Origin of the sequence: Streptomyces lacaronensis (assembly GCF_047337785.1) — a bacterium.
In the GTDB taxonomy this organism is placed as follows: domain Bacteria; phylum Actinomycetota; class Actinomycetes; order Streptomycetales; family Streptomycetaceae; genus Streptomyces; species Streptomyces lycopersici.
In genome coordinates this window covers 1,603,061-1,625,035 of the sequence record NZ_JBLHDK010000003.1, presented here as the reverse complement: position 1 = coordinate 1,625,035, position 21,975 = coordinate 1,603,061, and the positions used below count along the sequence as shown (strand labels likewise).

Annotated in this window: 18 protein-coding genes and 1 pseudogene; 12 read left to right on the top strand and 7 right to left on the bottom strand. The window is 72.5% G+C overall.

The genetic code is table 11. The features are described 5' to 3' along the window. Positions 1-21 precede the first annotated feature (21 nt). The gene (locus tag ACMTAK_RS07260) at positions 22-1,401 is read right to left on the bottom strand and encodes a Gfo/Idh/MocA family protein (RefSeq protein ID WP_413805410.1); all 1,380 of its coding nucleotides are present in this window, start codon (positions 1,399-1,401) and stop codon (positions 22-24) included. Between the two features lie 243 nt (positions 1,402-1,644). Here ACMTAK_RS07260 and ACMTAK_RS07255 point away from each other — a divergent pair, with 243 nt between their 5' ends. From ACMTAK_RS07255 to ACMTAK_RS07245, 3 genes are all read left to right on the top strand, one after another. Beyond that, positions 1,645-2,019, top strand: coding sequence for a hypothetical protein (locus tag ACMTAK_RS07255; protein WP_413805409.1), 375 nt, complete (start codon positions 1,645-1,647; stop codon positions 2,017-2,019). A 247-nt stretch (positions 2,020-2,266) separates the two neighbouring features. Further along, positions 2,267-4,957 (top strand): SpoIIE family protein phosphatase, encoded by a 2,691-nt coding sequence (locus ACMTAK_RS07250; protein ID WP_413812816.1) that lies wholly within the window; start codon positions 2,267-2,269, stop codon positions 4,955-4,957. A 107-nt stretch (positions 4,958-5,064) separates the two neighbouring features. Continuing rightward, positions 5,065-6,936 (top strand): CASTOR/POLLUX-related putative ion channel, encoded by a 1,872-nt coding sequence (locus ACMTAK_RS07245; RefSeq protein ID WP_413805408.1) that lies wholly within the window; start codon positions 5,065-5,067, stop codon positions 6,934-6,936. A 16-nt stretch (positions 6,937-6,952) separates the two neighbouring features. Here ACMTAK_RS07245 and ACMTAK_RS07240 read toward each other — a convergent pair whose 3' ends face one another. Next, positions 6,953-7,699 (bottom strand): AraC family transcriptional regulator, encoded by a 747-nt coding sequence (locus ACMTAK_RS07240; protein WP_413805407.1) that lies wholly within the window; start codon positions 7,697-7,699, stop codon positions 6,953-6,955. Between the two features lie 61 nt (positions 7,700-7,760). Continuing rightward, positions 7,761-8,534, bottom strand: coding sequence for an SDR family NAD(P)-dependent oxidoreductase (locus ACMTAK_RS07235; RefSeq protein WP_413805406.1), 774 nt, complete (start codon positions 8,532-8,534; stop codon positions 7,761-7,763). A 173-nt stretch (positions 8,535-8,707) separates the two neighbouring features. On the opposite strand from ACMTAK_RS07235, the gene ACMTAK_RS07230 reads away from it, so the two are divergent. Continuing rightward, a complete protein-coding gene (locus tag ACMTAK_RS07230; RefSeq protein ID WP_413805405.1) occupies positions 8,708-9,922 on the top strand; it encodes a DUF4032 domain-containing protein in 1,215 nt (404 codons plus the stop codon). 23 nt (positions 9,923-9,945) lie between these two features. Here ACMTAK_RS07230 and ACMTAK_RS07225 read toward each other — a convergent pair whose 3' ends face one another. The 3 genes from ACMTAK_RS07225 to ACMTAK_RS07215 form a co-directional block, all read right to left on the bottom strand. After that, the gene (locus ACMTAK_RS07225) at positions 9,946-10,701 is read right to left on the bottom strand and encodes a thioesterase II family protein (protein WP_413805404.1); all 756 of its coding nucleotides are present in this window, start codon (positions 10,699-10,701) and stop codon (positions 9,946-9,948) included. A 161-nt stretch (positions 10,702-10,862) separates the two neighbouring features. Then, the gene (locus ACMTAK_RS07220; RefSeq protein WP_413805403.1) at positions 10,863-11,696 is read right to left on the bottom strand and encodes an ATP-grasp domain-containing protein; all 834 of its coding nucleotides are present in this window, start codon (positions 11,694-11,696) and stop codon (positions 10,863-10,865) included. Further along, complete coding sequence (locus ACMTAK_RS07215) at positions 11,693-12,610, bottom strand: ATP-grasp domain-containing protein (protein WP_413805402.1); 918 nt, start codon at positions 12,608-12,610, stop codon at positions 11,693-11,695. The genes ACMTAK_RS07220 and ACMTAK_RS07215 overlap by 4 nt, the downstream gene beginning before the upstream one ends. Before the next feature lie 190 nt (positions 12,611-12,800). Here ACMTAK_RS07215 and ACMTAK_RS07210 point away from each other — a divergent pair, with 190 nt between their 5' ends. The 6 genes from ACMTAK_RS07210 (at position 12,801) to ACMTAK_RS07185 (ending at position 17,265) form a co-directional block, all read left to right on the top strand. After that, entirely contained in the window at positions 12,801-13,937 is a 1,137-nt protein-coding gene (locus ACMTAK_RS07210) for a PfkB family carbohydrate kinase (protein WP_413805401.1), read from the top strand. Further along, positions 13,934-14,869 carry a pseudouridine-5'-phosphate glycosidase gene (locus ACMTAK_RS07205; protein WP_413805400.1) on the top strand — a complete coding sequence of 312 codons (936 nt, stop codon included), beginning with the start codon at positions 13,934-13,936 and terminating at the stop codon, positions 14,867-14,869. Before ACMTAK_RS07210 ends, ACMTAK_RS07205 begins: the two co-directional genes overlap by 4 nt. A 64-nt stretch (positions 14,870-14,933) precedes the next feature. Next, complete coding sequence (locus tag ACMTAK_RS07200) at positions 14,934-15,710, top strand: GNAT family N-acetyltransferase (protein ID WP_413805399.1); 777 nt, start codon at positions 14,934-14,936, stop codon at positions 15,708-15,710. A 64-nt stretch (positions 15,711-15,774) separates the two neighbouring features. Further along, on the top strand, positions 15,775-16,101 hold the full coding sequence (locus tag ACMTAK_RS07195) for an MmcQ/YjbR family DNA-binding protein (RefSeq protein ID WP_086881029.1): 327 nt from the start codon (positions 15,775-15,777) through the stop codon (positions 16,099-16,101). Positions 16,102-16,255: 154 nt separating this feature from the next. Further along, entirely contained in the window at positions 16,256-16,828 is a 573-nt protein-coding gene (locus tag ACMTAK_RS07190) for a hypothetical protein (protein ID WP_413805398.1), read from the top strand. Between the two features lie 107 nt (positions 16,829-16,935). Further along, positions 16,936-17,265 carry a hypothetical protein gene (locus ACMTAK_RS07185; protein ID WP_413805397.1) on the top strand — a complete coding sequence of 110 codons (330 nt, stop codon included), beginning with the start codon at positions 16,936-16,938 and terminating at the stop codon, positions 17,263-17,265. 111 nt (positions 17,266-17,376) lie between these two features. Here ACMTAK_RS07185 and ACMTAK_RS07180 read toward each other — a convergent pair whose 3' ends face one another. Then, complete coding sequence (locus tag ACMTAK_RS07180; RefSeq protein WP_413805396.1) at positions 17,377-19,791, bottom strand: tetratricopeptide repeat protein; 2,415 nt, start codon at positions 19,789-19,791, stop codon at positions 17,377-17,379. Between the two features lie 64 nt (positions 19,792-19,855). On the opposite strand from ACMTAK_RS07180, the pseudogene ACMTAK_RS07175 reads away from it, so the two are divergent. Both ACMTAK_RS07175 and ACMTAK_RS07170 read left to right on the top strand, forming a co-directional pair. Then, positions 19,856-20,365: pseudogene (locus ACMTAK_RS07175) on the top strand (ABC transporter substrate-binding protein); the annotation flags it as partial. A 138-nt stretch (positions 20,366-20,503) separates the two neighbouring features. Further along, positions 20,504-21,964, top strand: a complete 1,461-nt coding sequence (locus ACMTAK_RS07170; protein ID WP_413805395.1) for an aldehyde dehydrogenase family protein — start codon at positions 20,504-20,506, stop codon at positions 21,962-21,964. The last annotated feature ends 11 nt before the right edge of the window (positions 21,965-21,975 follow it).

Genomic DNA, 21,975 nt, shown 5'->3' with positions numbered 1-21,975 from the left:
GCGTTGGACCGAACGCCCCGGTTACGGCGTCACGACGTCCGCCGTGGCCACCGGCCTCCCGCTGATGAACGACTGGTTGGCCGCGAGCCCGGTGACCAGGGCGAGCGCCCCGTCCTCCTCGGTGGCCCGTTGGCGGGAGGCGTCCGAGGCGTCCACGGCCGCGGCTTCGGTGGCCGCCGCCGGATCCACCGGGCCGTCCCCCGGATCCACCGGGCCGTAGAGCACATCGAGCATCCGTTTGTCCCCGCCGCCGTGCCCCGCGTGGTCGAACGCCGGCAGCTCCACCTCCCGCGGCGGCTCCCACAGCGGCCGCAGCACCAGCCGCGGACCACCCGCGTTGGCCAGGGCCTGGTCGCCGTGGATGGTGCCGCGGCCGGAGGCGGTGCCCAGCAGCGGCGGCTGCCAGGCGCTCTCCTCGACCTCCAGCTCCAGCCGGCCCCGGGTGCCGTTGAACATCACCCGGTAGCCCTCCCAGGGGGAGTAGGCGGTCAGGTGGTACGTCATGGTGGCGCCGGTGTCATAGCGGACCAGCAGCGCCATGTCGTCCTCGATGGTGATGTCGTCGCCGAACACATTGCGGTCGCGGTGGTAGCCGTCCGCGCCCTCGGCGTCCAGGTACAGCGAGCGCATCGCGTCGTTCTCGGCGAGCTCCAGCGCGAACGGGTCGTCCCTGGCGGCGGCGGCGCCGTGGGCCCGCTCGTACTCGCGCCGGTAGCCGCTGCGCTCGCCCGCCGCACGGCCGTAGAAGCCGAGCCGGCCGTAGCCGAACACCTCCTCCGGCCGCGCCCCCAGCCACCAGTTGACCAGGTCGAAGTGGTGGCTGGACTTGTGCACCATGAGCCCGCCGCTGTGCTCCTTCTCGCGGTGCCAGCGGCGGAAGTAGTCGGCGCCGTGCCGGGTGTCCAGCAGCCACTCGAAGTGCACCGACAGCACCTCGCCGATGGCGCCGCCGGACAGCTGCCGGTGGACCTCCTCGTGCACCGGGTTGAAGCGGTAGTTGAAGGCGACCGCCAGATGGTTGCCGGTCTCCCGGACCGTCTCCAGGATGCGGCGGCACTTGGCCGCGTCGGTGGTCATCGGCTTCTCGGTGACCACCCGGCAGCCGGCCCGCAGCGCGGGCACGATGTACGCGTCATGCAGCGCGTCCACGCAGGTCACCACCACCTCCTGGATATCGTCCGCGCGCAGCCGCCGCTCGAACTCCTCCGGGCTCCAGGCGGCCGCCTCCGGCTCGCCCGCCTCCTTCAGCAGCCGCTGGTGGTGGGCGATGCGCACCGGGTTCGGATCGCACAGCGCGGCGACCCTCAGGCGTGGGCGGCGGGCCAGCGCCTCGGTGAACATCTGGGCCCGGGAGCCGGTGCCCACCACCACGGCCCGGGACGGGGTGCTGCCGACGGTCATGCGTCCTCCAGCGGAAGCAAACGATTCAATCCGAAGTCGATCAACGCCTGCGCAGGATAGGACGATCGGCGACCCGCCACCACGGGGAATGCCGCACGGCGGCGTGGCGGCCGCGCGCGGGTGCGCCGGCGAACCCTGTGCAAGGATGAAATATATGGACATGGCGTCCGGAGTCCCGGCGCGGTGGACGTGTCCGGCCGGTGTTGTCGGAGCCCCTCACAGGTCCCGGGAGGGCGACGGGCCATGACCGATATCCAGGAGTCGCTGCGCGAGATGATGGAGTGCGAGGGCGCGCTGGCGGCCTCGGTCGTCGACTATCTGAGCCGGATCACCCTGGGCGCCGTCCAGACCCCGCAGGGACCGGATCTGGAGAAGGTGGCCTACGGGGACACTGATGTGCTGCGGGCCAAGCTGTCCACTCTGGAGTTTCTCGGCTACGGCCCGGAGCGGCTCGAGGACATCGTCGTCACACTGGACACCGAGTACCACCTGATCCGTCCGCTCAGTCAGCGCGCCAGCCAGGGTGTCTTCCTCTATCTGGTGGCCGACCGGGCGCGGGCGGATCTGGACGCCGCGAGGGCGATGATGTGCGGTGTGGCCCTCCGGCTCGATGTGTGACCGTGTTCCCCCCGCCCCGGGCGGGCCGGTGACGCCCGTCGAGTGGCCAGGGTGAGCGTTGCGTGGCCGAGGCACCACGTACCGTGCCGATGTGTATCACGCACCGGGACGGCCGTGGATCGTATGCGATGGGACTTCCCGGCCGGAGGGGGATAAATGGTAGGAAGGGTGCGTGATCGGAGTTATCGGTCGATCAAGGCTTGCCCCACACACCCCCTCCCGGACGCGTCTCCGCTCGCTCCTGCGCCTGCGCAGCTTGAGCGTGCGCAGCATCGCCGGGCAGGTTTTCGCTGTCCAGGTGCTGCTTGTGTGCCTGCTCATCGTGGCGGCCACGACGGCGCTCATCCTCCAGGCCCGGATCGACAGCGAGCAGGAGGCCCTCAACCGCGCCACCGCCGTCGCCCAGACCTTCGCCACCTCCCCGGGCACCGCGTCCGCGATGTACACCGAGAATCCGACCACCCTGCTCCAGCCCCGGGCCGAGAAGACCCGCCAGCGGGCGCATCTGGACTTCGTGGTCGTGGCGAACACCCACGGCATCCGCTACACCCACCCCAAGCCGCAGTACATCGGCAAGACGCTGGTGGCCGACTGGCGGCCCGTGGTGAAGGGCAAGATCGTCACCGAGTCCGTGCAGGGGCCCCTCGGCCGGGAGGTCCAGGCCACCGTCCCGATCCCCAAGGGCGACGGCACCGTGGCCGGTGTGGTGTGCGCCGGGATGACCGCCGCCGATGTGAGCGGCCGGGTCGAGCGCCAGCTGCCGCTGGTCTTCGGCTCCGCCGCCGGTGCGCTCGCGCTCGCCACCGGCGGGACCGCGCTGGTCGGCGGGCGGCTGCGGCGGCAGACGCGAGGGCTCGGCCCCGCCCAGATGACCCGCATGTACGAGCACCACGACGCCGTTCTGCACTCCGTGAAGGAAGGCGTGCTCATCGTCGACAGCCATGGCCGCCTGGTCCTCGCCAACGACGAGGCCGGCCGGCTGCTCGACCTGCCCCCGGGCGCCGAGGGCCGCCCCGTCACCGAGCTCGGCATCGAGCCGCGCACCGCCGAGCTGCTCGCCTCGGGCCGGGTCGCCACCGACGAGGTGCATCTGGCCGGGGAGCGGCTGCTGGCCGTCAACCAGCGCCACACCCGGTGGGACGGCGGGATGTCCGGAACCGTCACCACGCTCCGCGACTCCACCGAACTGCGCGCGCTGTCCGGCAAGGCCGAAGTGGCGGAGCGGCGGCTGAGGCTGCTCTACGAGGCCGGCGCGAAGGTCGGCACCACCCTCGATGTCGTGACGACCGCCGAGGAGCTGACCCGCTTCGCCGTCCCGTGGTTCGCCGACTTCGCCACCGTCGACCTCGTGGACCCCGTGCTGCGCGGCGACGACCCCGTGGGCAGCGCCATGCGCCGCACCGCCACCTGTGGCATCCGGTCCGACCATCCGCTGTGGCGGGTCGGCAAGATGATCACCTACAGCGGCACCGTGCCCCAGGCGCTGGGCTTCGGCGCGGGCCGGCCGGTGCTCGAGGCGGATCTGCGGACCTACGAGGGATGGCAGGAGCAGGACCCCGAACAGGCGACCAAGATCGTCAACTATGGCATCCACTCGATGATCACCATCCCGCTGCGGGCGCGGGACGTCAACCTGGGCATCGCCACCTTCTGGCGTTCGGAGAAGTCCGAGCCGTTCGACGAGGACGACGTGGCGCTCACCGAGGAGCTGGTCGCGCGCGCCGCGGTCGCCATCGACAACGCCCGCCGCTACACCCGCGAACACGCGATGGCGGCCACCCTCCAGCGCAGCCTGCTGCCCCAGGGCCTGCCCGAACAGGACGCCATGGAGGTGGCCCACCGCTATCTGCCCGCCCGGGCCGGAGCCGGCGGCGACTGGTTCGACGTCATCCCCCTGCCCGGCGCCCGGGTCGCCCTCGTCGTCGGCGATGTCGTCGGCCACGGACTGCACGCCGCCGCCACCATGGGCCGGCTGCGCACCGCCGTGCACAACTTCTCCGCGCTCGACCTGCCACCCGATGAACTCCTGGCCCATCTCGACGAGTTGGTCAGCCGGTTCGACCAGGACCAGGCCGCCGCGGGCACCGACGCCCCGGGGATCAGCGGTGCCAGCTGTCTGTACGCCATCTACGACCCGGTCTCCGGCCGCTGCACGATGGCGGGCGCCGGCCACCCGGGCCCGGCGGTGGTCCTCCCCGACTCCACCGTGACCTTCCCCGACGTCCCCCTCGGCCCGCCGCTGGGCCTGGGCGGCGAGCCCATCGAGACCGTCGAGCTGGAGCTGCCCGAGGGCAGCCGGCTGGCCCTGTTCACCGACGGGCTGATCCGGGACCGCGGCCGGGACTTCGACGAGGGGCTCGGCGTGCTGCGCACCACCCTCGCCGGACTGCCCGAGCGCACTCCGGAGGAGACCTGCCAGGCCGTCTTCGACACCATGGCGTCCTCCCACCCCGGCGACGACATCGCCCTCCTGGTGGCCCGCACCCATCTGCTGGACCCCGGGCACGTCGCCGAATGGGAGCTGCCCTCCGACCCCGCCGCGGTGGCCCGCATCCGCAACGAGGCCGCCGAGCAACTGAGCGCATGGGGTCTTGAGGAGGTCGGCTTCACCACCGAACTCATCCTCAGCGAGCTGATGACCAACGCCATCCGCTACGGATGCAGCCCCAGCCGGGTCCGGTTGCTGCGCGCCCGCACCCTCATCTGCGAGGTGGCGGACGGCTCCAGCACCTCCCCGCATCTGCGCCGCGCCGCCACCACCGACGAAGGCGGCCGAGGGCTCTTCCTGGTGGCCCAGTACGCCCAGCGCTGGGGGACCCGCTACACCCCCAACGGTAAGATCATCTGGGCCGAGCAGCCCCTGACCGCCCCGGTGTCCCCGGTGGGCGACGCCACGGGCGACGACCTCCTCGACCAGTGGGCCGACCTCCCCGGCTGACCCCGATTGGCGCCGAAGCCCCGTCAGACGACACCCTCATGGCGTAAAGCGCCGCTCACCACGGGCCGTTGGGCCCGGCGGCGCGATGGGCTATGGAGGAATGCGGCATGCGCAAGAGGCTGCGGGAGCGGCTGCGGTACTGGTTCGACGGGACGATGGACCGTGGCACCCCGGCCCTGATCGGCTGGCTGGGGCTGGCCTCATTGGCGTTGATCACCCTGGTCTCCGGGGCGGCGGTCGCCTTCGCCCACAACGACACCAAGGAGAACGGCGGCTGGCCGGGCATCGTCTGGATGAGCCTGCTGCGCACCCTCGACCCGGGCACGATGGGCGGGGACAGCGGCCGGCCGCTGTTCCTCGTCCTCATGCTCACGGTGACCATCGGCGGTATCTTCATCGTCAGCGCGCTGATCGGCGTGATGACCACCGGCCTGGAGGCCCGGATCCAGCAGCTGCGCAAGGGCACCTCACGGCTGATCGAGCGCAACCACACCATTGTGCTGGGCTGGTCGGAGCAGGTGTTCACGGTGATAGCGGAGCTGGTGGAGGCCAATCAGGGCGAGCGGCGCTCCTGTGTGGTGGTCCTCGCCGACCGGGACAAGGTCGACATGGAGGACGAGATCCGGCGCCGCATCCCGGACACCGGGAAGACCCGGGTGGTCTGCCGCTCCGGCAATCCGCTCCAGCGCGGCGACCTGGAGCTGGTGAGCCCGGACAGCGCCAAGGCCATCATGGTGCTCTCGCCCATCGGGGACGACAGCGACATCGACGTCATCAAGTCGCTGTTGCTGCTGAACAGCCGCGCCTGGACCGGGACCCGGCCCAATGTGGTGGCCGCCGTGCAGAGTTCGGCGAACCTGGCGGCCGCCCGGCTCGCCGCGGGGGACACCGCTCTGGTGATCGACGCCGATGACATCGCGGTCGGGCTGATCGTGCAGTCCCACCGCCAGTCCGGTCTGTCCACCGTCTTCAACGAACTGCTCAGCTTCGTCGGCAATGAGATCTACCCCTGGGAGGAGCCCGCACTGGCCGGCTCCACCTACGGGGAGTCGCTGAACGCCTTTGAGCTCGGTGTGCCCATCGGCGTGCACCGCGCGGACGGCGAGGTGCTCGTCAACCCGCCCATGGACACCGTCATCGGGCGCGGGGACCGGCTGCTGATGGTCGCGGAGGACGATCTGCTCATCAAGGCCGCGGCCACCCGGCCCCGTATCCTGCGCCCGGCGATGGCCATGGCCGAGTTCCGGCCACCGGTGCCGGACCGGACGCTGCTGATCGGCTGGAACTCCCGCGCGGAGAGGATCATCGCGCAGCTCGACCTCCTGGTGAAACCCGGGTCGGTGGTGGACATCGCCGCCGCGCGCCCGCCCCGGGAGGAGGCGAACCGGGAGCTGAAGAACCTCACGGTCGGCTTCAAGTACTGCGAACCCACCCGCCGTCCGTCGCTGGAGGCACTCGGGCTGGACGGCTACCGCCACATCGTGGTGCTGACGGACGACGGGATCGACCCCGGACGCGCCGACGACCGTACCCTGGTCACCCTGCTCCATCTGCGCGACATCGAGATCCAGCTGGGCGATCCGTACTCCATCGTCACCGAGATGCACGACGACGCGAACCGCGAGGTCGCGCAGGTCACCAAGGCCGACGACTTCATCGTCTCCACCAAGGTGATCAGCCTGCTGCTGACCCAGCTCACCGAGAACCGCCATCTGTACGCGGTCTTCGCCGACCTCTTCGACCCGCAGGGGTCCGAGATCTACCTCAAACCGGCGCCCAGCTATCTGATACCCGGCGCGGAGGCCAACTTCGCCACCGTCATCGAGGCCGCCCGCCAGCGCGGTGAGACGGCCATCGGCTACCGGCTGGCCCGGCACAGCGACGAGCCACCGCTCTACGGAGTCCACCTCAACCCGTCCAAGTCCGCGCCGCTGACCCTGGAGGAGGGCGATACGGTCGTGGTCCTGGCCGAGGACTGAACGCGGGCCCGGGGCGTCAGCCGAGCGCGCGATGGACACCCGGGGTGTGGCCGAAGGCCCGGCGGAAGACATCGATGAAGGCGCTGCTGGACGCCCAGCCGCAGCGATGGGCCACGGTCGTGACCGGGACGCCCTCGGCCAGCAGCCGCAGGGCGTGGTGCAGCCGCAGCTGGGTGCGCCACTGCGGAAAGGTCATCCCCAGCTCCGCCCCGCACAGCCGGGTCAGGGTGCGCTCGCCGACCCCGGCCGCGGCGCCGAGCTGCCGCAGGGTCCGGTTGTCCGCCGGGTCGTCGTGGAGGATGGAACACACCGCCGCCAGGCGCGGATCCCTGGCGGCGGGCACATACACCGGCTGCTCGGCACACCGGCGGAGCTGATCGAGCAGTACGGCGCGCAGCCGGCGGCGCTCGGCGCCCAGGTCCGCCGGCCGAGCGGTGTACTCGATGATCAGCTCGCGCAGCAGCGGGCCGACGCCGAGGACCGCGGGCTGCTCCAGCCGCAGCGGGTTGTCCGCCACCGCCAGCCCCACTAGATGGAGGTCGGTGGCGCCGTACGCGCGGTGCTCATGGACGGTCCCGGCCGGGATCCAGAGCGCCCGGTTGGCGGGCGCGATCCAGCTGCCCGCTTCGGTGGTGACCGCCAGCACCCCGCGCCGGGCGTAGACGATCTGGTGCTCGTCGTGCCGGTGCGCGTCGATGCCACCACCGGCGGGCAGCGGGCGCTGGCCCGTCGTCGCCTGGGGAGCGTGGCGGATTCTCTCCATCGCGGCCTCATGATATCGGCCACCGGAGCCGGTGGCCGGGGTGTGGATTCCGTCGCGGCCGTCAGCGGACGGCCAGGGTGCCGTCCACGTTCATGATGGTGCCGGTGGTCCACCCGGCTCGGGGGGAGGCGAGGAAGGCCGCGGCGGCGGCCACCTCATGGGGTTCGCCGGCCCGGGCCGGCGGACGGCCGTCCGGGGCGCCCCCGGCTCCGTACCGCTCCCCGGCGCTCATCGCGAGGAGGCGGTCCCGTTCACACGCCGGGGCGGGTACGGCGCCGGGGGCGATGCCGCCGACCCGGACCCCGGAGGGGCCCAGTTCACTGGCGAGCGCCCGGGTCATCGCGTTGATGGCGCCACGCGTGGCGGAGTAGGCCGCGGACAGTCGGTCGGCGGACGCCGTATGGGCCCAGTAGCTGCTGATGTTGATGATGGTGCCACGCCCCTCGACGAGCGCGGGCAGCAGCGCCTGGGCGAGGAGGAAGGGCACCCGGACATTGTGGTGCAGCATGGCGTCGAAGGAGTCGGCCGAGGTCTGGGCGAGCGGGCTGAAGTGTGCCGTGCCCGCGTTGTTGACCAGGGTGTCCACCCGCTCGGTGAGCGCGAGCACCTGACGCGCGGCGGCGGTGGCGGCGCCGGGGTCGGCCAGGTCCACGCGGAGTCCGCGTACGGTGGTGCCGTGCCCGGCCAGGGTGTGGCGGGCCCGCTCCAGCTTGTCCCCGTCATGGGCGAGCAGCACCAAGTCGGCGCCCTCCACCGCGAAGGCCTCCGCGATGGCGTAGCCGAGGCCCTCGTCGGCTCCTGTGATCACCGCGGTGGTGCCGGCGAGGTGGCTCATGCAGGGCTCCCTTCGAGGTGTCGGTCTGTCGCGGCGGCCTCCCTGAGCGGGACAGATCTTGTCCGATTGGATCTTCAGCGTATGTATCCGGACAGATTCTGTCCATTTGATCGTCCGTCGGGCCGCCGTACGACCGGCTCCGATGACACTTCCGTACCGCACACTGGGGTGTCATGGAGCTGCAGATCACCGCCACCTCGCCCGAGCATCCGGCGTCCCTGCTCGATCTGCCGTGGAACGTCCCGCTGGAGGAGTGGCCGGAGGAGCACCTGGTCGCGCTGCCACGGGGCATCTCCCGCCATGTCGTGCGCTTCGCGCAGGCGGGCGGCGAGATCGTGGCGGTCAAGGAGGTCGGCGAGTGGGCGGCGGTGCGGGAGTACGGGCTGCTGCGCGATCTGGACCGGCTCGCGGTGCCCGCGGTGGACGCGCTCGCGGTGGTGACCGGGCGCACCGACGAACACGGCGATCCGCTGGAACCCGCGCTGATCACCCGCCATCTGGTGGGGTCGCAGCCGTACCGGTCGATGTTTCAGACGACCATGCGGCCCAGCACCATCAGACGGCTGCTCGACGCGCTCGCCGTGCTGCTGGTGCGGTTGCATCTGGCGGGGTTCGCCTGGGGCGACTGCTCGCTGTCCAACACCCTCTTCCGGCGCGACGCGGGCGCGTACGCCGCCTATCTGGTGGATGCCGAGACCGGGCAGATCCAGCCGAGGCTCACCCGTGGACAGCGGGAGTACGACGTCGAGGTGGCGCGGGTGAACATCGCGGGCGAGCTGATGGACCTGGAGGCCGGCGGTTCGCTGCACCCCTCGGTCGACCCGGTGCTCTTCGGCCAGGCCATCGTCGACCGCTACTGCGACCTGTGGCATGAGCTGACCCGTCAGTCGGTCTATCCGCTCGCCCAGCGCCACGCCATCGACCAGCGGGTCCGGCGCCTGAACGACCTCGGGTTCGACGTGGCGGAGATGCAGATCGAGCGCTCGCCGGACGGCGACGCCGTCACCTTCGTGCCCAAGGTCGTGGACGCGGGCCACCACCAGCGGCAGCTGCTGCGGCTGACCGGGCTCGACGCGGAGGAGAACCAGGCCCGAAGCCTCCTGAACGACCTGGAGACCTGGATGGCCACCCAGGACGACTACGCGCCCGGCGATCCGCTCGGCGCCCGCCCGGAGGTGCTCGCCCACCGGTGGGTCCGCGATGTCTTCCGGCCCACCGTGCGGACCGTCCCCAAGGAACTGCGCGGTGCCACCGACACCGCGCAGATCTATTACGAACTGCTGGAACACCGCTGGCTGTTGTCCGAGCGGGCCGGCCGGGACGTGGGCCTGGACGCCACCGTCGAGGACTACATACGGACCGTCCTGACCCACCAACCAGGCGGCTGAACGCCCTGCGGCCGGGCGGGTGTTCAGGACTTCGAGGTCAGCACGTCCCGGATCGACGCGATCACCCGCGGCGCCTGGTCGTTGAGGTAGAAGTGGCCGCCGGAGTAGACCTGGAGATCGAAGCCACCGGTGGTGTGCTCGCCCCAGGCGCGGGCCTCCTCGACGGTCGCCTTGGGGTCGTCGTCCCCCACATGCGCGTGGATGGGCGTCGCCAGCCGCGGGCCGGGGGTATAGCGATAGGTCTCGGCCGCCTTGTAGTCGCTGCGGATCGCGGGCAGCACCATCCGGAGGATCTCGTCGTCGCCGAGCAGCGAGGTGTCGGTGCCGCTCAGGCCCTTCACCTCGGCGATCAGCCCGTCATCGTCGCGGAGGTGGACGGACTCGTCACGGTGGCAGGACGGGGCGCGCCGTCCCGAGGCGAACAGCGCCACCGGCTGCACGCCCTTCTGCTCCAGGCGCAGGGCGACCTCGAAGCTCAGTGTGGCACCCATACTGTGGCCGAAAAGCGCCATCGGCTTGTCCGTATAGGGCAGCAACTCGGGCACCAGCGCGTCGGCCAGTTCGGCGATGTTGTCTATGCACTTCTCGTTGCGCCGGTCCTGGCGCCCCGGGTACTGCACGGCGAGCACGTCGACCGTGGGCGAGAGGGCTTTGGAGACGGGGAAGTAGTAGGAGGCGGACCCGCCGGCGTGGGGCAGGCAGACGAGTCGCGTCGCCGCTGCCGGCGCGGGGTGGAACTGCCTGATCCACAGGCTTGTGCCGGTGGGGTTTGCGGTCACGTGATGTCCTTTCGTGCCGCTCGCTCTGCGGCGGCTGTCGGGTGGCTGTCACGCGCGTGCCTCGGGTCGCGCGCAGACCAGTAGACCACCCTGCCCGTCCCATCCGAGCTGAGGCCACCCCTATTTCGGCCGGGAGTCCCCTAGTATTTCCCTCGTGTCGGTCATATGCGGGAGGCGGTGAGTCCGCCCCGTTCGGCCGTCCGCAGCGCCAGGGCCGCCAGCGCCTCGGGAGCCCCGGCCTGACCGCGGATTCCTGGGAAGGCGTTGATGTCCACGATCAGCGGCGCGCCGCCGCCCGCGTCGATCAGATCCACACCATAGACGTCCAGCGAGAACACCGAACCGACCCGGAGCACCGGATCCAGCCAGCCCGGTGGCAGGGCGCCCAGGGCCAGCGGCAGGTTCGGACCGCGGCCACCGGCCGCCAGCTCCGACCGGCGCAGCGCGGCGAACACCCGGCCCGCGACCACCCACAGCTTGTGGTCCCAGCCGTCGTTCGGGACGAAGTCCTGCACCACCACGGGCTCATCCGCCCAGTCCGCGTTCAGGGCACGCAGCTGTGCGGTGTCGTCCACGCGGGCCACCAGGTCATGGCGGCGGCTGTGACGGCTCTTGACGACGACGGGACGGCGGGGCGGCTCCGCCGCCAGTCCGGCGAGGGAGACCACGGTACGGGTGGGGGCGAACGGCAGACCGGCGCGGAGCGCCCGTTCGGCCATCGCCGTCCGGTCCTGGCACCACGCGGTGGCGGCGGTGGAGTTCACCACCGGGGCGCCACGCCGCTCCAGGGACCGGGCGAGTGCCAGCGCGGGCGGTGTCCGGGCCTTCAGCAGATACACGTCGGCGAGCTCCCCGGGGGAAGCCGGGTCCCGCGTCTGGGTTCCGTCGTGGCCACGCGGGTCGAGCGCCACCACCTCATGGCGAGGGGTGAGCAAGGCCGTGGCGTCGGCGAGGAGTTGATGGCCGGGGTCGGCGGTGATCAGGCCGATCCTCATCGGCCGCCGCTCACCGTGGCGGTGGCCGGGACCGGCTCGGAAGCATGTACCGGCGGCTCGGCTCCGGTGAGTGCGCCGATGAACTCGGGCCCGGACCGGCCACCGCCCCCGCGGGCCAACTCCAGTACCGCGCGCCCCACCCGGACCGCCGCGTCCGGCACCTCCTTGAAGCTGGGGAAGTCGTTCACATCGACGACCACCGGCCCGTCCGGGCCCAGCAGCAGGTCCACCCCGTACAGATCGAGGCCGTAGACCGCGCCGACCTCCGCGGCGATGGCCGCCACTTCGGCGGACAGCGGCACCCTCCGGCCGCGTGCGCCCCCGTCGGGGCCGAGCGGCGACCCCCGCTCGGTGGCGTACAACTCCCCGCCCACGCAGTACACCTTGAGGTCTAGCCCTGAGTTCGGCACATACGGCTGGGCGATGAGCATGCCCTCCGCCGCCAGCTCGGCGCGCAGCGCGCTGAGCCGGTCCGGGGTCGGCACCAGCCGCACGGCCCGCCCCGAGCTGCCGTCCGCGGGCTTGACCACCAGCGGGAACTCGGCCTCCGGTATCTCCTCCAGCGCCTCGGGCCGGGCCGCCGCGTAGGTGGGCGGCATCGGCAGGCCACGGCTGCGCCCGATGGCGGCCGCCAGGGCCTTGTCCCGTACGCCGCGGATGGAGCGGGCGTCGTTGACGGTGGTCAGCCCGACCGCCGCCGCGGCCTCCAGCAGCATCAGCCCGGGGCCTCCGGACACCGTCTTGAGCACCCAGGCGTCATGGCTGCCCGCCCGCACCGCGTCGGACATCCGCATCAGGGAACGACCCGGCCGGATCACATCCACCTGGTGGCCCCAGGCGGAGAGCTGACGGATCACCTCACGCGGCATGCCGTCATGGCGATAGCGCTCCTCCACCAGAAAGCAGAGTCTCATCGGCCTTCTTCCTCGTCACCGGACAGGTTCCCGGGCCGCTGCCGAGAGTGTCCGGCGCGCCATGGCTCCTCAGGATGTCATCCGCCGTTCTTTTACGATCTCCTGGGCCAACCCATGGCCGTCGGTGGCCCGTACATCGGCCCCCGATGAGGCCTGTTTATCGGGCTAAGTTTGCTTTAGTCTGCTGAACATGACGCTGACGCGCAGGGAGCGGGAGATACTCGCGCTGCTGCGGCGGGACCCGCTGGCCGGCGCCCAGTCCATCGCCGACGCCCTCGGGACCACGCGGGCTGCGGTCAATGTGCACCTGTCCAACCTGGGCAAGAAGGGCGCCATCCTGGGGCGTGGTTACATCCTGCGCCAGGAGCACGCGGTGGTGGTCATCGGCGGGGCCAACGTGGACATCAAGGTGCGCAGCCTCGCCCCCGTGGCGTACCGCACCAGCAACCCGGGTCGGTCCCACACCAGCCCCGGCGGGGTGGCCCGCAACATCGCCGAGAACCTCGCCCGGCTGGGCACCCCCACCCATCTCATCGCCGCCGTGGGGCAGGACGCGGCGGGGGAGCGGCTGCTGAGCGAGACCCGGGCCGCCGGGGTGCGTATCGAGCATGTGCACCGCGGCCCGCATCCCACCGGCACGTATACGGCGGTGCTGGACGCCGACGGCGATCTGGTCGTGGCCATCGCCGACATGGCCGCCACCGACGCGCTGGCCCCCGAGCACCTGCACACCGCGCGGGAACTCATCGGCAACGCCGGTCTGCTGGTGCTGGACGGGAACCTCTCCACGCGGGTGCTCTCCTACGTCCTGGACATCGCCTCCGCCACCGGTGTCCAGACGCTGATCGACCCGGTGAGCGTCCCCAAGGCGGCGCTGCTGGCCCCGCTGTTCGCCGCCGGGCGGCCGGTCCTCGCCGTCACGCCGAACGTGGCGGAGCTGGGCGCGCTCGCCGGGAGGGACCTCGACGGGGCCACGGACGCGGACGACCCGGAGCTGCTCCGGGCCGTGGCCGTCCTCCATGAGCGCGGGGTGCGGCATGTGTGGGTGCGGCTCGGTGCGCGCGGCTCCCTGCTGAGCACCCTCGACGAGGGCCGGGCGCCGCTGGAGGCGCCACCGGCCGAGGTGCGGGACGTCACCGGGGCCGGTGACGCGATGCTCGGCGCGTTCGCTCACGCCCTGCTCGGCGGCGCCGACCCGGTGGACGCCGCCCGCTACGGCCACGCCGCCGCCGCGCTGACCGTGGCCACCCCCGCCACGGTACGACCCGACCTGACCCCGCGTCTGATCGAGGACGCGCTCGACGCCCCGCTGCGGAGGACCACATGACCACCCCCCACCCCCGGCTGACCCTCACCGAGGAGGTCGCGGAGGCCCTGCTCGACGGCCGTCCCGTGGTCGCGCTGGAGTCCACGATCATCAGCCACGGCATGCCGTATCCGCAGAACGTCGAGATGGCCACCGAGGTCGAGGAGATCATCCGCGCCGAGGGCGCGGTCCCCGCCACCATCGCCGTTCTCCACGGCAGGCCGCGCGCCGGTCTGGACCGGGCCGGTCTGGAACTGCTCGCCACCAGCCCCGAGGTGGGCAAGGTCAGCGTGCGCGACCTCGCCCATGTCATCGCGCGCGGCGCCCATGGCGCGACCACCGTGGCGTCCACCATGCGGCTCGCCGCGCTCGCCGGGATCCGGGTCTTCGTCACCGGCGGCATCGGCGGAGTGCACCGGGGAGCGGAGCGGTCCTTCGACATCAGCGCCGATCTCACCGAGCTCGCCACCACCCCGGTGGCCGTCATCAGCGCCGGGGTCAAGAGCATCCTCGACATCGGGCTGACCCTGGAGAAGCTGGAGACCCTGGGCGTCCCGGTGCTCACCTACGGCACCGACGACTTCCCCGCCTTCTACTCCCGGGTGAGCGGCTTCCGCTCCCCGCTGCGCGTCGACTCACCCGAGGAGATCGCCGCCACCATGCGGGCCCAGTGGGAGCTGGGCATGACGGCGGGGCTGAGCATCGCCAACCCGGTCCCCGAGGCCGAGGAGATCCCCGCGGACCGGATGGACGGCATCATCGAGCGGGCCCTCGCCGAGATGGCGGACGCGGGGATCGGCGGCAAGGACGCGACCCCGTATCTGCTGGGCCGGATCGTGGAGTTGACGGAGGGCGAGAGCCTGCGGACCAATATCGCCCTGGTCAAGAACAACGCACGCCTCGGGGCGCGGATCGCGATCCACTACGCCGCCGGGGCGAAGGGCGCGCCGTAACGCGCCGACATCGGGGGCCCGATAATCGATTGCCGTCGGAGGGGCCCGGTGCTGGGGTGGGCGCATGGACCGTGATGTGGTGCGTGAGCTGTACGACCGTGAGATGAGACAGGGTGCGCGGGCCGACGGCCCGGGCGTCCGGGTCGAGCGGGTGGGCGCGGTGGTGCGGCAGACCGGTGGCCGCGACGACTGGAACGGCGTCCTGTGGTCGGATCTGGACGACGCCACCGCCGATGCGGCGATCGCCGCGCAGATACGGTACTTCGGGGGCGCGGACCGCGCGTTCGAGTGGAAGCTGTACGCGCACGACCGCCCCGGCGACCTCGGTGAACGGCTCCGGGGGGCCGGTTTCGTCCCCGAGCCCGAGGAGACGCTGATGGTCGCCCACGTGGCGGAGCTGGACACCGCCGTCGAACCGCCCCAGGACATCAGGCTGCTCCCGGTGACCGACGCGGCCGGTGTGGAACGGGTGGTGGACGTCCATGAGCGGGCGTTCGGCGACGACGGCGCCGGGCTTCGGCACCGGCTCCTCACCCAGCTCGCCGAGGCGCCGGACACGGTCGTCGCGGTGGTGGCCATGGACGGTGACCGGCCGGTCAGCGCGGCGCGGATGGAGCTGCCGCCGGGAGCGCAGTTCGCCGGGCTCTGGGGCGGGGGCACCGTACCGGAGTGGCGCGGCCGGGGCGTCTACCGCGCCCTGGTCGCGTTCCGGGCCCGTACCGCCGCCGACCGCGGCTATCGCTATCTCCAGGTGGACGCGTCCAGCCTGAGCCGCCCGATCCTGCGCCGGCTCGGCTTCGTGCCCCTGACCACCACCACGCCGTACGTGTACCGGGCCTGACGACAGCCGGGGCCGGGGCGGACGTGGCCGGGGCGTTGTCGGTGGGGTGTTCTACGGTCTGGCCATGACGACCTCCGATGATGTCCGTGCCATCGCCCTGTCGCTGCCGGAGACCACAGAGAAGATCGCCTGGTCGATGCCCACGTTCAGGGTCGCCGGGAAGATGTTCGCCACCTTGCCCGAGGACGAGACCTCGATGGCCGTCAGATGTCCCAAGGTGGAGCGGGAGGAGCTGGTGCTGGCGGAGCCGGAGAAGTTCTGGGTCGCCGCCCATGAGGCGAGCTCGGCCTGGGTGCGGGTGCGGCTCGCCGCGCTGGACGACCTCGATGAGCTGCGGGACATCCTGCTCGACTCCTGGCGGCAGGCCGCACCGGCCGCATTGCTCGAATGATCACAGCACGCGGCCCATGACTCCTCGAAATGGGGCGTTATGGATGTTCGAGCGAATAACCGACACGGGTGAAAGTCTGGACTTTTCCCGGTAATCGGAGTGCCGTCCTCCGCTGTGCGGGGTTCCCTGGAGGGGGATCAGCGAGGGAGGCCGCATGGTGCACGGCGGCAGGACGAACCGCCCCGCGGTGTGCGGCGGCCCGTGTACGGCCGCCGTCCTTCTGCTGCTGGCGGCCACACTGCTGCACGCCGTGCTGGCCCTGGGGGTCGTCCGCGCCACGCCCTCCACCGGGCCGGAGCGGTGCGCGGCCGGGAAGGCCGGGGCGGCCGGGGTGCCGAACCGGGCCCCGGCCACGTCCGTGCCCGGTGACGCGGGGGTTCCCGTCTCGGCCCGTGCGCTCGCCGCGTCCGGGCCCGCCGGTGTGTCCGCTCCCGTCACCCCTGTTCCGGTGGCGCCGGAGGCCGAGGACGAGCGCTCCGCCTCCTCGGCGTCGGCCGTGTTCTCCGCCCGGGACGGTGCCGGGCATCCGGCCCGGCACGCCGGGCGGGTGGCTCATGGCGCCTCGTTCGGCGCCCATCGGTCCCTCTCCACGTCCCTCGGCCCCCTCGTGCTCGGCGCGGTCCGCGGTCGCCCCGCCGACCCGGCGCCGGGCGTCGGCGCGTTCGGCGCCGGAGGCGGCGTCCCGGTCGGCCGGCTCTCCTCGCGGTCCGTCGTTCTGCGCTGCTGACCGGGCCCGGCCGTCCGTCATTCCGTTTCCGCGTCCGTCGCGGATCCCGGATGCGGTCCGGCCTGCCCGCTCAGCCGTAGGACGTCCGAGACCGCAGGAGTATCCGCATGCCCATCGATGTCTATGCCGCCATGCGCGCGATGCTGCGCGCGGAAGCCACCCGGCGCCCCGTCACCCCGCGGGCCGACACCGCCGATCCCTCGCCGCCCGCGGTGGATCCGGCCGCTCCCGCCCAGGTGGCCGCCACCGTTCGGGACACGCCCCCCGAGGGGGCCGTACCGGCTCCGTCGACCGTACCGGCTCCATCCGCCGCACCGCGCCCCGTGCGCCGGGCCCGCCCGTCCCGGTACCTGTCGCGCTGCCGCGCCCTGCCGCGTGCCGTACGCCACGCCGTGTCGTCCTGCTTCGCCGGACGCGCGTCACGGCAGGGCCGGTGACGAACAAGGCCGGTGACACGCGAGGCCGGTGACACAAGGCCGTTGACGCACGGCCGTTGACCGTTGACCGGCCACCGAGGGAGAGGAGCCGGAAGCACGGGTGCCGGGAGGTCACACCGGCCCGTCGTCCCGTCCGCCCTCCGGTGAATCCCCGCCCGAGAGCAACCGCTCGCGCTGCGCCACGGCCCAGGCGTAGCCGGGATTCAGCGCCACCGCGCGCTCCAGATCCGCCAGCGCATCCGCGCGTCTGCCCAGGGCCTCGTTGGCCATCGCGCGGCTCCCGAGGGCCCAGGCGTAGCCGGGGTCGAGAGCCAGCGCCCGGTCGTACACCGCGATGGCCTCCTCGTAGTGGCCCGCGAAGCGGTGGACATCGCCGCGTTCGCCGAGCGCTCCCGGGATGCCCGGCTCCAGCGCCTCCACCCGGTCCAGATCCTCCAGCGCGCCCGCCGTGTCCCCCAGGGTGCTGCGGACCCGGGCCCGCCGGAGCAGCGCCCAGGTGTAGTCGCCGTGTTGCTCGATGGCCCGGTCCAGGTCCGCCAGGGCCTCCTGGATCCGGCCGAGCGCCATCTTGGCCTGGCCTCGGCTGCCCAGGGCCACATGGTCCGCCGGGTCGGCCTCGATCACCGGGTCGAGCCGGGCCAGCGCCTCCTCGTACCGGCCCGCCCGGCGGCAGGTCTCCCCGCGCTCCCGCTGGACCCAGGCCGCGCCCGGCTCCAGCGCGTCCACCCGGTCCAGCGCGTCCATCGCCGCGGTGAACTCTCCGGTCGCCCGGTGGACCACGGCACGCCCGAAGTGCGCGCGCACATTTCCGGGGTCCAGCTCGATCGCCCGGTGGAAGTCCCCCAGCGCCCCGTCGAACTCCCCGACCGAGCGGCGGTGCCAGCCCCGTACGACGAGGGCGGCGACCCGGGCGGTGGTGTCCAGCCCGGCCCGCGCCAGCAGCAGCCCCATCGCCTCGATACCGCGCCGCCGTTCGTCCGCCAGCGCCTCCACCAGGTGCCGTCCCCAGGCGCGCACCGCGTCCGAGTCGGCGTCCTCGCCCGCCTCGACCAGGGTGGTCGCCCAGCGCCTGGCCACCGCGGGGCCCGCGTCGCAGGCGCCGATCCCGTCCCGCAGCGCTCCGGGCAGCGCCGCCGAAGGCCGTGCGCACAGCAGGTGGTACCACTCCTCCAGGCGCGGTCCGCTCCAGGTGTCCAGCCGCCATCCGTCGTGTGGGTCGAGCCGCCCGGCGGCCGCCTCCCGCCACCCGGCGAAGGCCTCCGCCAGCCGGGTGTGCGCCGCGCCCCACCGCTGCGGTGAGGTGGTCCGCTGCAGCCGCAGCATGGGGGCGCGGACCACATCGTGGTAGCGGGCCGCCCCATCGCGGTCGCCGATGAACGGCAGCGACCGCAGCCAGCCGAACAGCCCCGCCCCGTCGTCGTCCACCGCCGCCCTGAAGATGTCCTCGTTGAGCCGCCGGGGCAGCGCGCCCGCCAGGGCGGCGGAGCGGCGCACCGGATCGCGCTCCCACTTCAGGAACCGGTCGACGGCGGTGGCGCTGGGGTCGTCCACGTCCCCGCCGGTCCCGGGGTTCTCGGCGAGGGTGGACACCAGGACCGGCAGCCGGCCGGAGAGCCGCAGCACCTCCCGTACCACCGGCTCCTCGATGATCCCCTTGGCGGTCAGCAGCTGACGGGCCTCCGCGTCGGTGAACGGCTCCAGCGGCAGCTCCGCGACCACATCGGCCAGATCGCCCCAGCGGCCGGGGTCCAGCCGGGTCTGCCCGGCCAGCACCAGCACGGTGTTGGCAGGGAGGGTGCCGAGGCGTTCGCTGGTCAGCAGGGTGCGCAGCCAGGGGTCGAGCAACGGTCCGAGGCGCTCGTAGGTGTCGAAGACCAGCACCAGCCACGGCACCGTCGCGGCCGCCTCCGACAACTCCCTGACCAGCAGCGGGGACAGCGTCTCCACCGGGTCCAGCACCAGCTGGACGTCCTTGTGGTCGCGGAACCGCGAGCTGAGGGCGGCCCGCAGCCGGTCGGTGCCCTCGGCCAGCGGCACCGGATCGACGGCGCCCGCCAGCGCCCCGACACCCGGCACCAGGCCGAGCCCCGCGAGACCCGCCCGCGCGGCGGCCATACCGCCGGTGCTGGGCCCCTGCCGCTCGCCCTCCGCCGGTACCGACTCCGCCTCGTGGCGGCGCTGCCGATAGGTGGCGAGCCGTCGGTCGAAGGATGTCAACTGCCGTCCCTGGCGGGCGAATTGATCGCTGATCGTGGCCATCGCCTCGGGTGCGGAACTCGCCGTCTCGTCGACACGGGCGGTCAGCGCGCCGTACTCCTGACGGGCGATCTGCTCCAGTCGGCGCGTCAGCCAGGTCTTGCCCACGCCCGCGTGGCCGTGCACATGGAAGACGAAGCGATGCCGCGCGTCCTCCGGCGACAGCCCGAAATTGTCCCTGAACGCGTCGACTTCCCGGCGCCGGCCCACGAATCCGGCGTTCCTGCGCCGCTGGATCAGCTCCTGCATCGACGGCCATGCCCGCCCCATCGGCCCCTCCTCCCCTTGGGATCCAGTCTGCCAGTGCGATCGGCGGGCGGGCTTGTTGCGTACCGATCCGCCGCCCGCCGCGCTCACCGGGGGCGCGCCCACCGCGGAGGCGGTGGGGGAGCGGCGGGTCCGGGTCACCACCGCGACCGCGGACTCCGCAAGCCTGGCCGTCCTCTCGCCCAAGGCGTACCGCACGAAGGCCGGTACGAGGCAAGGGGAGACGGTGGGCGGGACGGCGGCGGTCGATCCGGCCGGCACCGCCACCGGTCCGTCCACGCTGACCAGGGCCACCGGTACCACCCGCGCCACCCTTCACCGCTTCGACGACTACTGGGGCGGCCTGGCCCACGCCTCCGGCCTCGACGTCCGCTTCATCGCCGATGGCACGGCGCGCACCAACGCGCTGCGCGGCGGCGAGGTGGACATGGCCGAGGCGGTCCCGGTCTCCCAGGCGGCCACCCTCGACAAGGCCACCCTCCGCGAGGTGCCCACCGCCCGCACCACCGCCCTCTTCCTCAACACCCGCTCCGGCCCCTTCGCCGACCCCGCCGTCCGTGCCGCCGCCCGCGAGGCGGGGTGCGATGGCCCCGTCGGCGCCCTCCGCATTGACGACTGCCCGGGGTGCGTCGGAGACTGACGGTCCGCGCGGAGTGAACCGAAGTTCACTGCGCGAACACACCCTTGGGGCGAGGCACCGCAAAGGACATCCGATATGACCCTCCACCGCGATCTGTTGATCGATGGCAAGGACACCCCGGCCGTCTCGGGGCGCACCGCCGACGACCTCAACCCCTACACCGGGGAGGTGTTCGCCACCGTCGCGGCCGCCGGGGCCGAGGACGTGGCGCGTGCGGTGGCCGCCGCCGACGCCGCCTTCCCGGCCTGGGCGGAGCTGGCCCCGTTCGAGCGCCGTACGATCTTCCTGACCGCGGCGGACCTGCTGGAGTCGCGCGCCACGCGGGCCGCCGAGATCATGGCCCAGGAGACCGGGGGCACCGCGCCCTGGGCACGCTTCAACGTGGGCCTGGCCGCGAACATCCTCCGCGAGGCCGCCGCCGCGATCACCGCCCCGCGCGGTGAGGTGCTCAGCGCCCAGGAGGCGGGCGCGCTCGGGCTCGCCGTCCGCGAACCGGCCGGTGTCGTCGCGGCCTTCGCCCCCTGGAACGCCCCGGTCATCCTCGGGGTCCGCTCTGTCGCGGCGCCCCTGGCGGCGGGCAATACGGTGGTGATGAAGCCCAGCGAGGACGCCCCGCTCGCCTGCGGGCTCTTCATCGCCGATGTGCTGCGCGACGCCGGGCTGCCCGACGGGGTGCTCAACGTGGTCACCAACGCCCGTGAGGACGCCGCCGAGGTGGCCGAGGCGCTCATCGCCGACCCCCGCGTACGGATCGTCAACTTCACCGGCTCCACCGGAGTCGGCAGGACCATCGGCTCACTCGCCGCGCGGCACCTCAAGCCTGCCGTGCTGGAGCTGGGTGGCAAGAACGCCATCATCGTCCTGGACGACGCCGATGTGGACCACGCGGTGAACGCCGCCACCTTCGGCGTGTTCATGAACTCCGGTCAGATCTGCATGTCGGGCGACCGGATACTCGTCCATGAGAGCCTCGCCGAGGAGTTCACCGCGAAGTTCTCCGCCAAGGTGGCCGCCCTGCCGTGCGGCGACCCGGCCGTACCGGCCACCGTGGTCGGCCCGCTGATCACGGCCGACTCGGCGCGCCGGGTGGCGGCCCTGGTGAAGGACGCGGTGGACAAGGGCGCCACGGTGCTGACCGGCGGTGGCGAACCGGACGGCGCGGTCCACCCGGCGACGGTGCTGAGCGATGTCACCCCGGACATGGACATCCACCACGCCGAGGCCTTCGGACCGGTCTGTGTGGTGGACACCTTCACCGACGACGATCGGGCCGTGGCCCTGGCCAACGCCACCGATCACGGCCTGACCTGCGGCATCATCACCGAGAACGGGACCCATGGGCTCAAGGTCGCCCGCCGTGTCCGGACCGGCATCGTGCACATCAACGACCAGTCGGTGGCGGACGAACCCCAGGCCCCGTTCGGCGGCGTCAAGCACTCGGGGTACGGGCGGTTCGGCGGCCGCTGGGGCATCGAGGCGTTCAGCGACACCCGGTGGATCACCCTCACCACCCAGCACGCCCACTACCCGTTCTGACGACCGCGCGC

Excerpts from the sequence above, each read along its gene's own strand:
- ACMTAK_RS07240 (WP_413805407.1), bottom strand. The coding sequence starts at position 7,699 with ATGGAGAGAATCCGCCACGCTCCCCAGGCGACGACGGGCCAGCGCCCG.
- ACMTAK_RS07180 (WP_413805396.1), bottom strand. The coding sequence starts at position 19,791 with ATGGGGCGGGCATGGCCGTCGATGCAGGAGCTGATCCAGCGGCGCAGG.
- ACMTAK_RS07245 (WP_413805408.1), top strand. The coding sequence starts at position 5,065 with ATGCGCAAGAGGCTGCGGGAGCGGCTGCGGTACTGGTTCGACGGGACG.
- ACMTAK_RS07260 (WP_413805410.1), bottom strand. The coding sequence starts at position 1,401 with ATGACCGTCGGCAGCACCCCGTCCCGGGCCGTGGTGGTGGGCACCGGC.
- ACMTAK_RS07205 (WP_413805400.1), top strand. The coding sequence starts at position 13,934 with ATGACCACCCCCCACCCCCGGCTGACCCTCACCGAGGAGGTCGCGGAG.
- ACMTAK_RS07210 (WP_413805401.1), top strand. The coding sequence starts at position 12,801 with ATGACGCTGACGCGCAGGGAGCGGGAGATACTCGCGCTGCTGCGGCGG.
- ACMTAK_RS07230 (WP_413805405.1), top strand. The coding sequence starts at position 8,708 with ATGGAGCTGCAGATCACCGCCACCTCGCCCGAGCATCCGGCGTCCCTG.
- ACMTAK_RS07215 (WP_413805402.1), bottom strand. The coding sequence starts at position 12,610 with ATGAGACTCTGCTTTCTGGTGGAGGAGCGCTATCGCCATGACGGCATG.
- ACMTAK_RS07195 (WP_086881029.1), top strand. The coding sequence starts at position 15,775 with ATGACGACCTCCGATGATGTCCGTGCCATCGCCCTGTCGCTGCCGGAG.
- ACMTAK_RS07185 (WP_413805397.1), top strand. The coding sequence starts at position 16,936 with ATGCCCATCGATGTCTATGCCGCCATGCGCGCGATGCTGCGCGCGGAA.
- ACMTAK_RS07200 (WP_413805399.1), top strand. The coding sequence starts at position 14,934 with ATGGACCGTGATGTGGTGCGTGAGCTGTACGACCGTGAGATGAGACAG.
- ACMTAK_RS07220 (WP_413805403.1), bottom strand. The coding sequence starts at position 11,696 with ATGAGGATCGGCCTGATCACCGCCGACCCCGGCCATCAACTCCTCGCC.
- ACMTAK_RS07170 (WP_413805395.1), top strand. The coding sequence starts at position 20,504 with ATGACCCTCCACCGCGATCTGTTGATCGATGGCAAGGACACCCCGGCC.
- ACMTAK_RS07255 (WP_413805409.1), top strand. The coding sequence starts at position 1,645 with ATGACCGATATCCAGGAGTCGCTGCGCGAGATGATGGAGTGCGAGGGC.
- ACMTAK_RS07190 (WP_413805398.1), top strand. The coding sequence starts at position 16,256 with ATGGTGCACGGCGGCAGGACGAACCGCCCCGCGGTGTGCGGCGGCCCG.
- ACMTAK_RS07235 (WP_413805406.1), bottom strand. The coding sequence starts at position 8,534 with ATGAGCCACCTCGCCGGCACCACCGCGGTGATCACAGGAGCCGACGAG.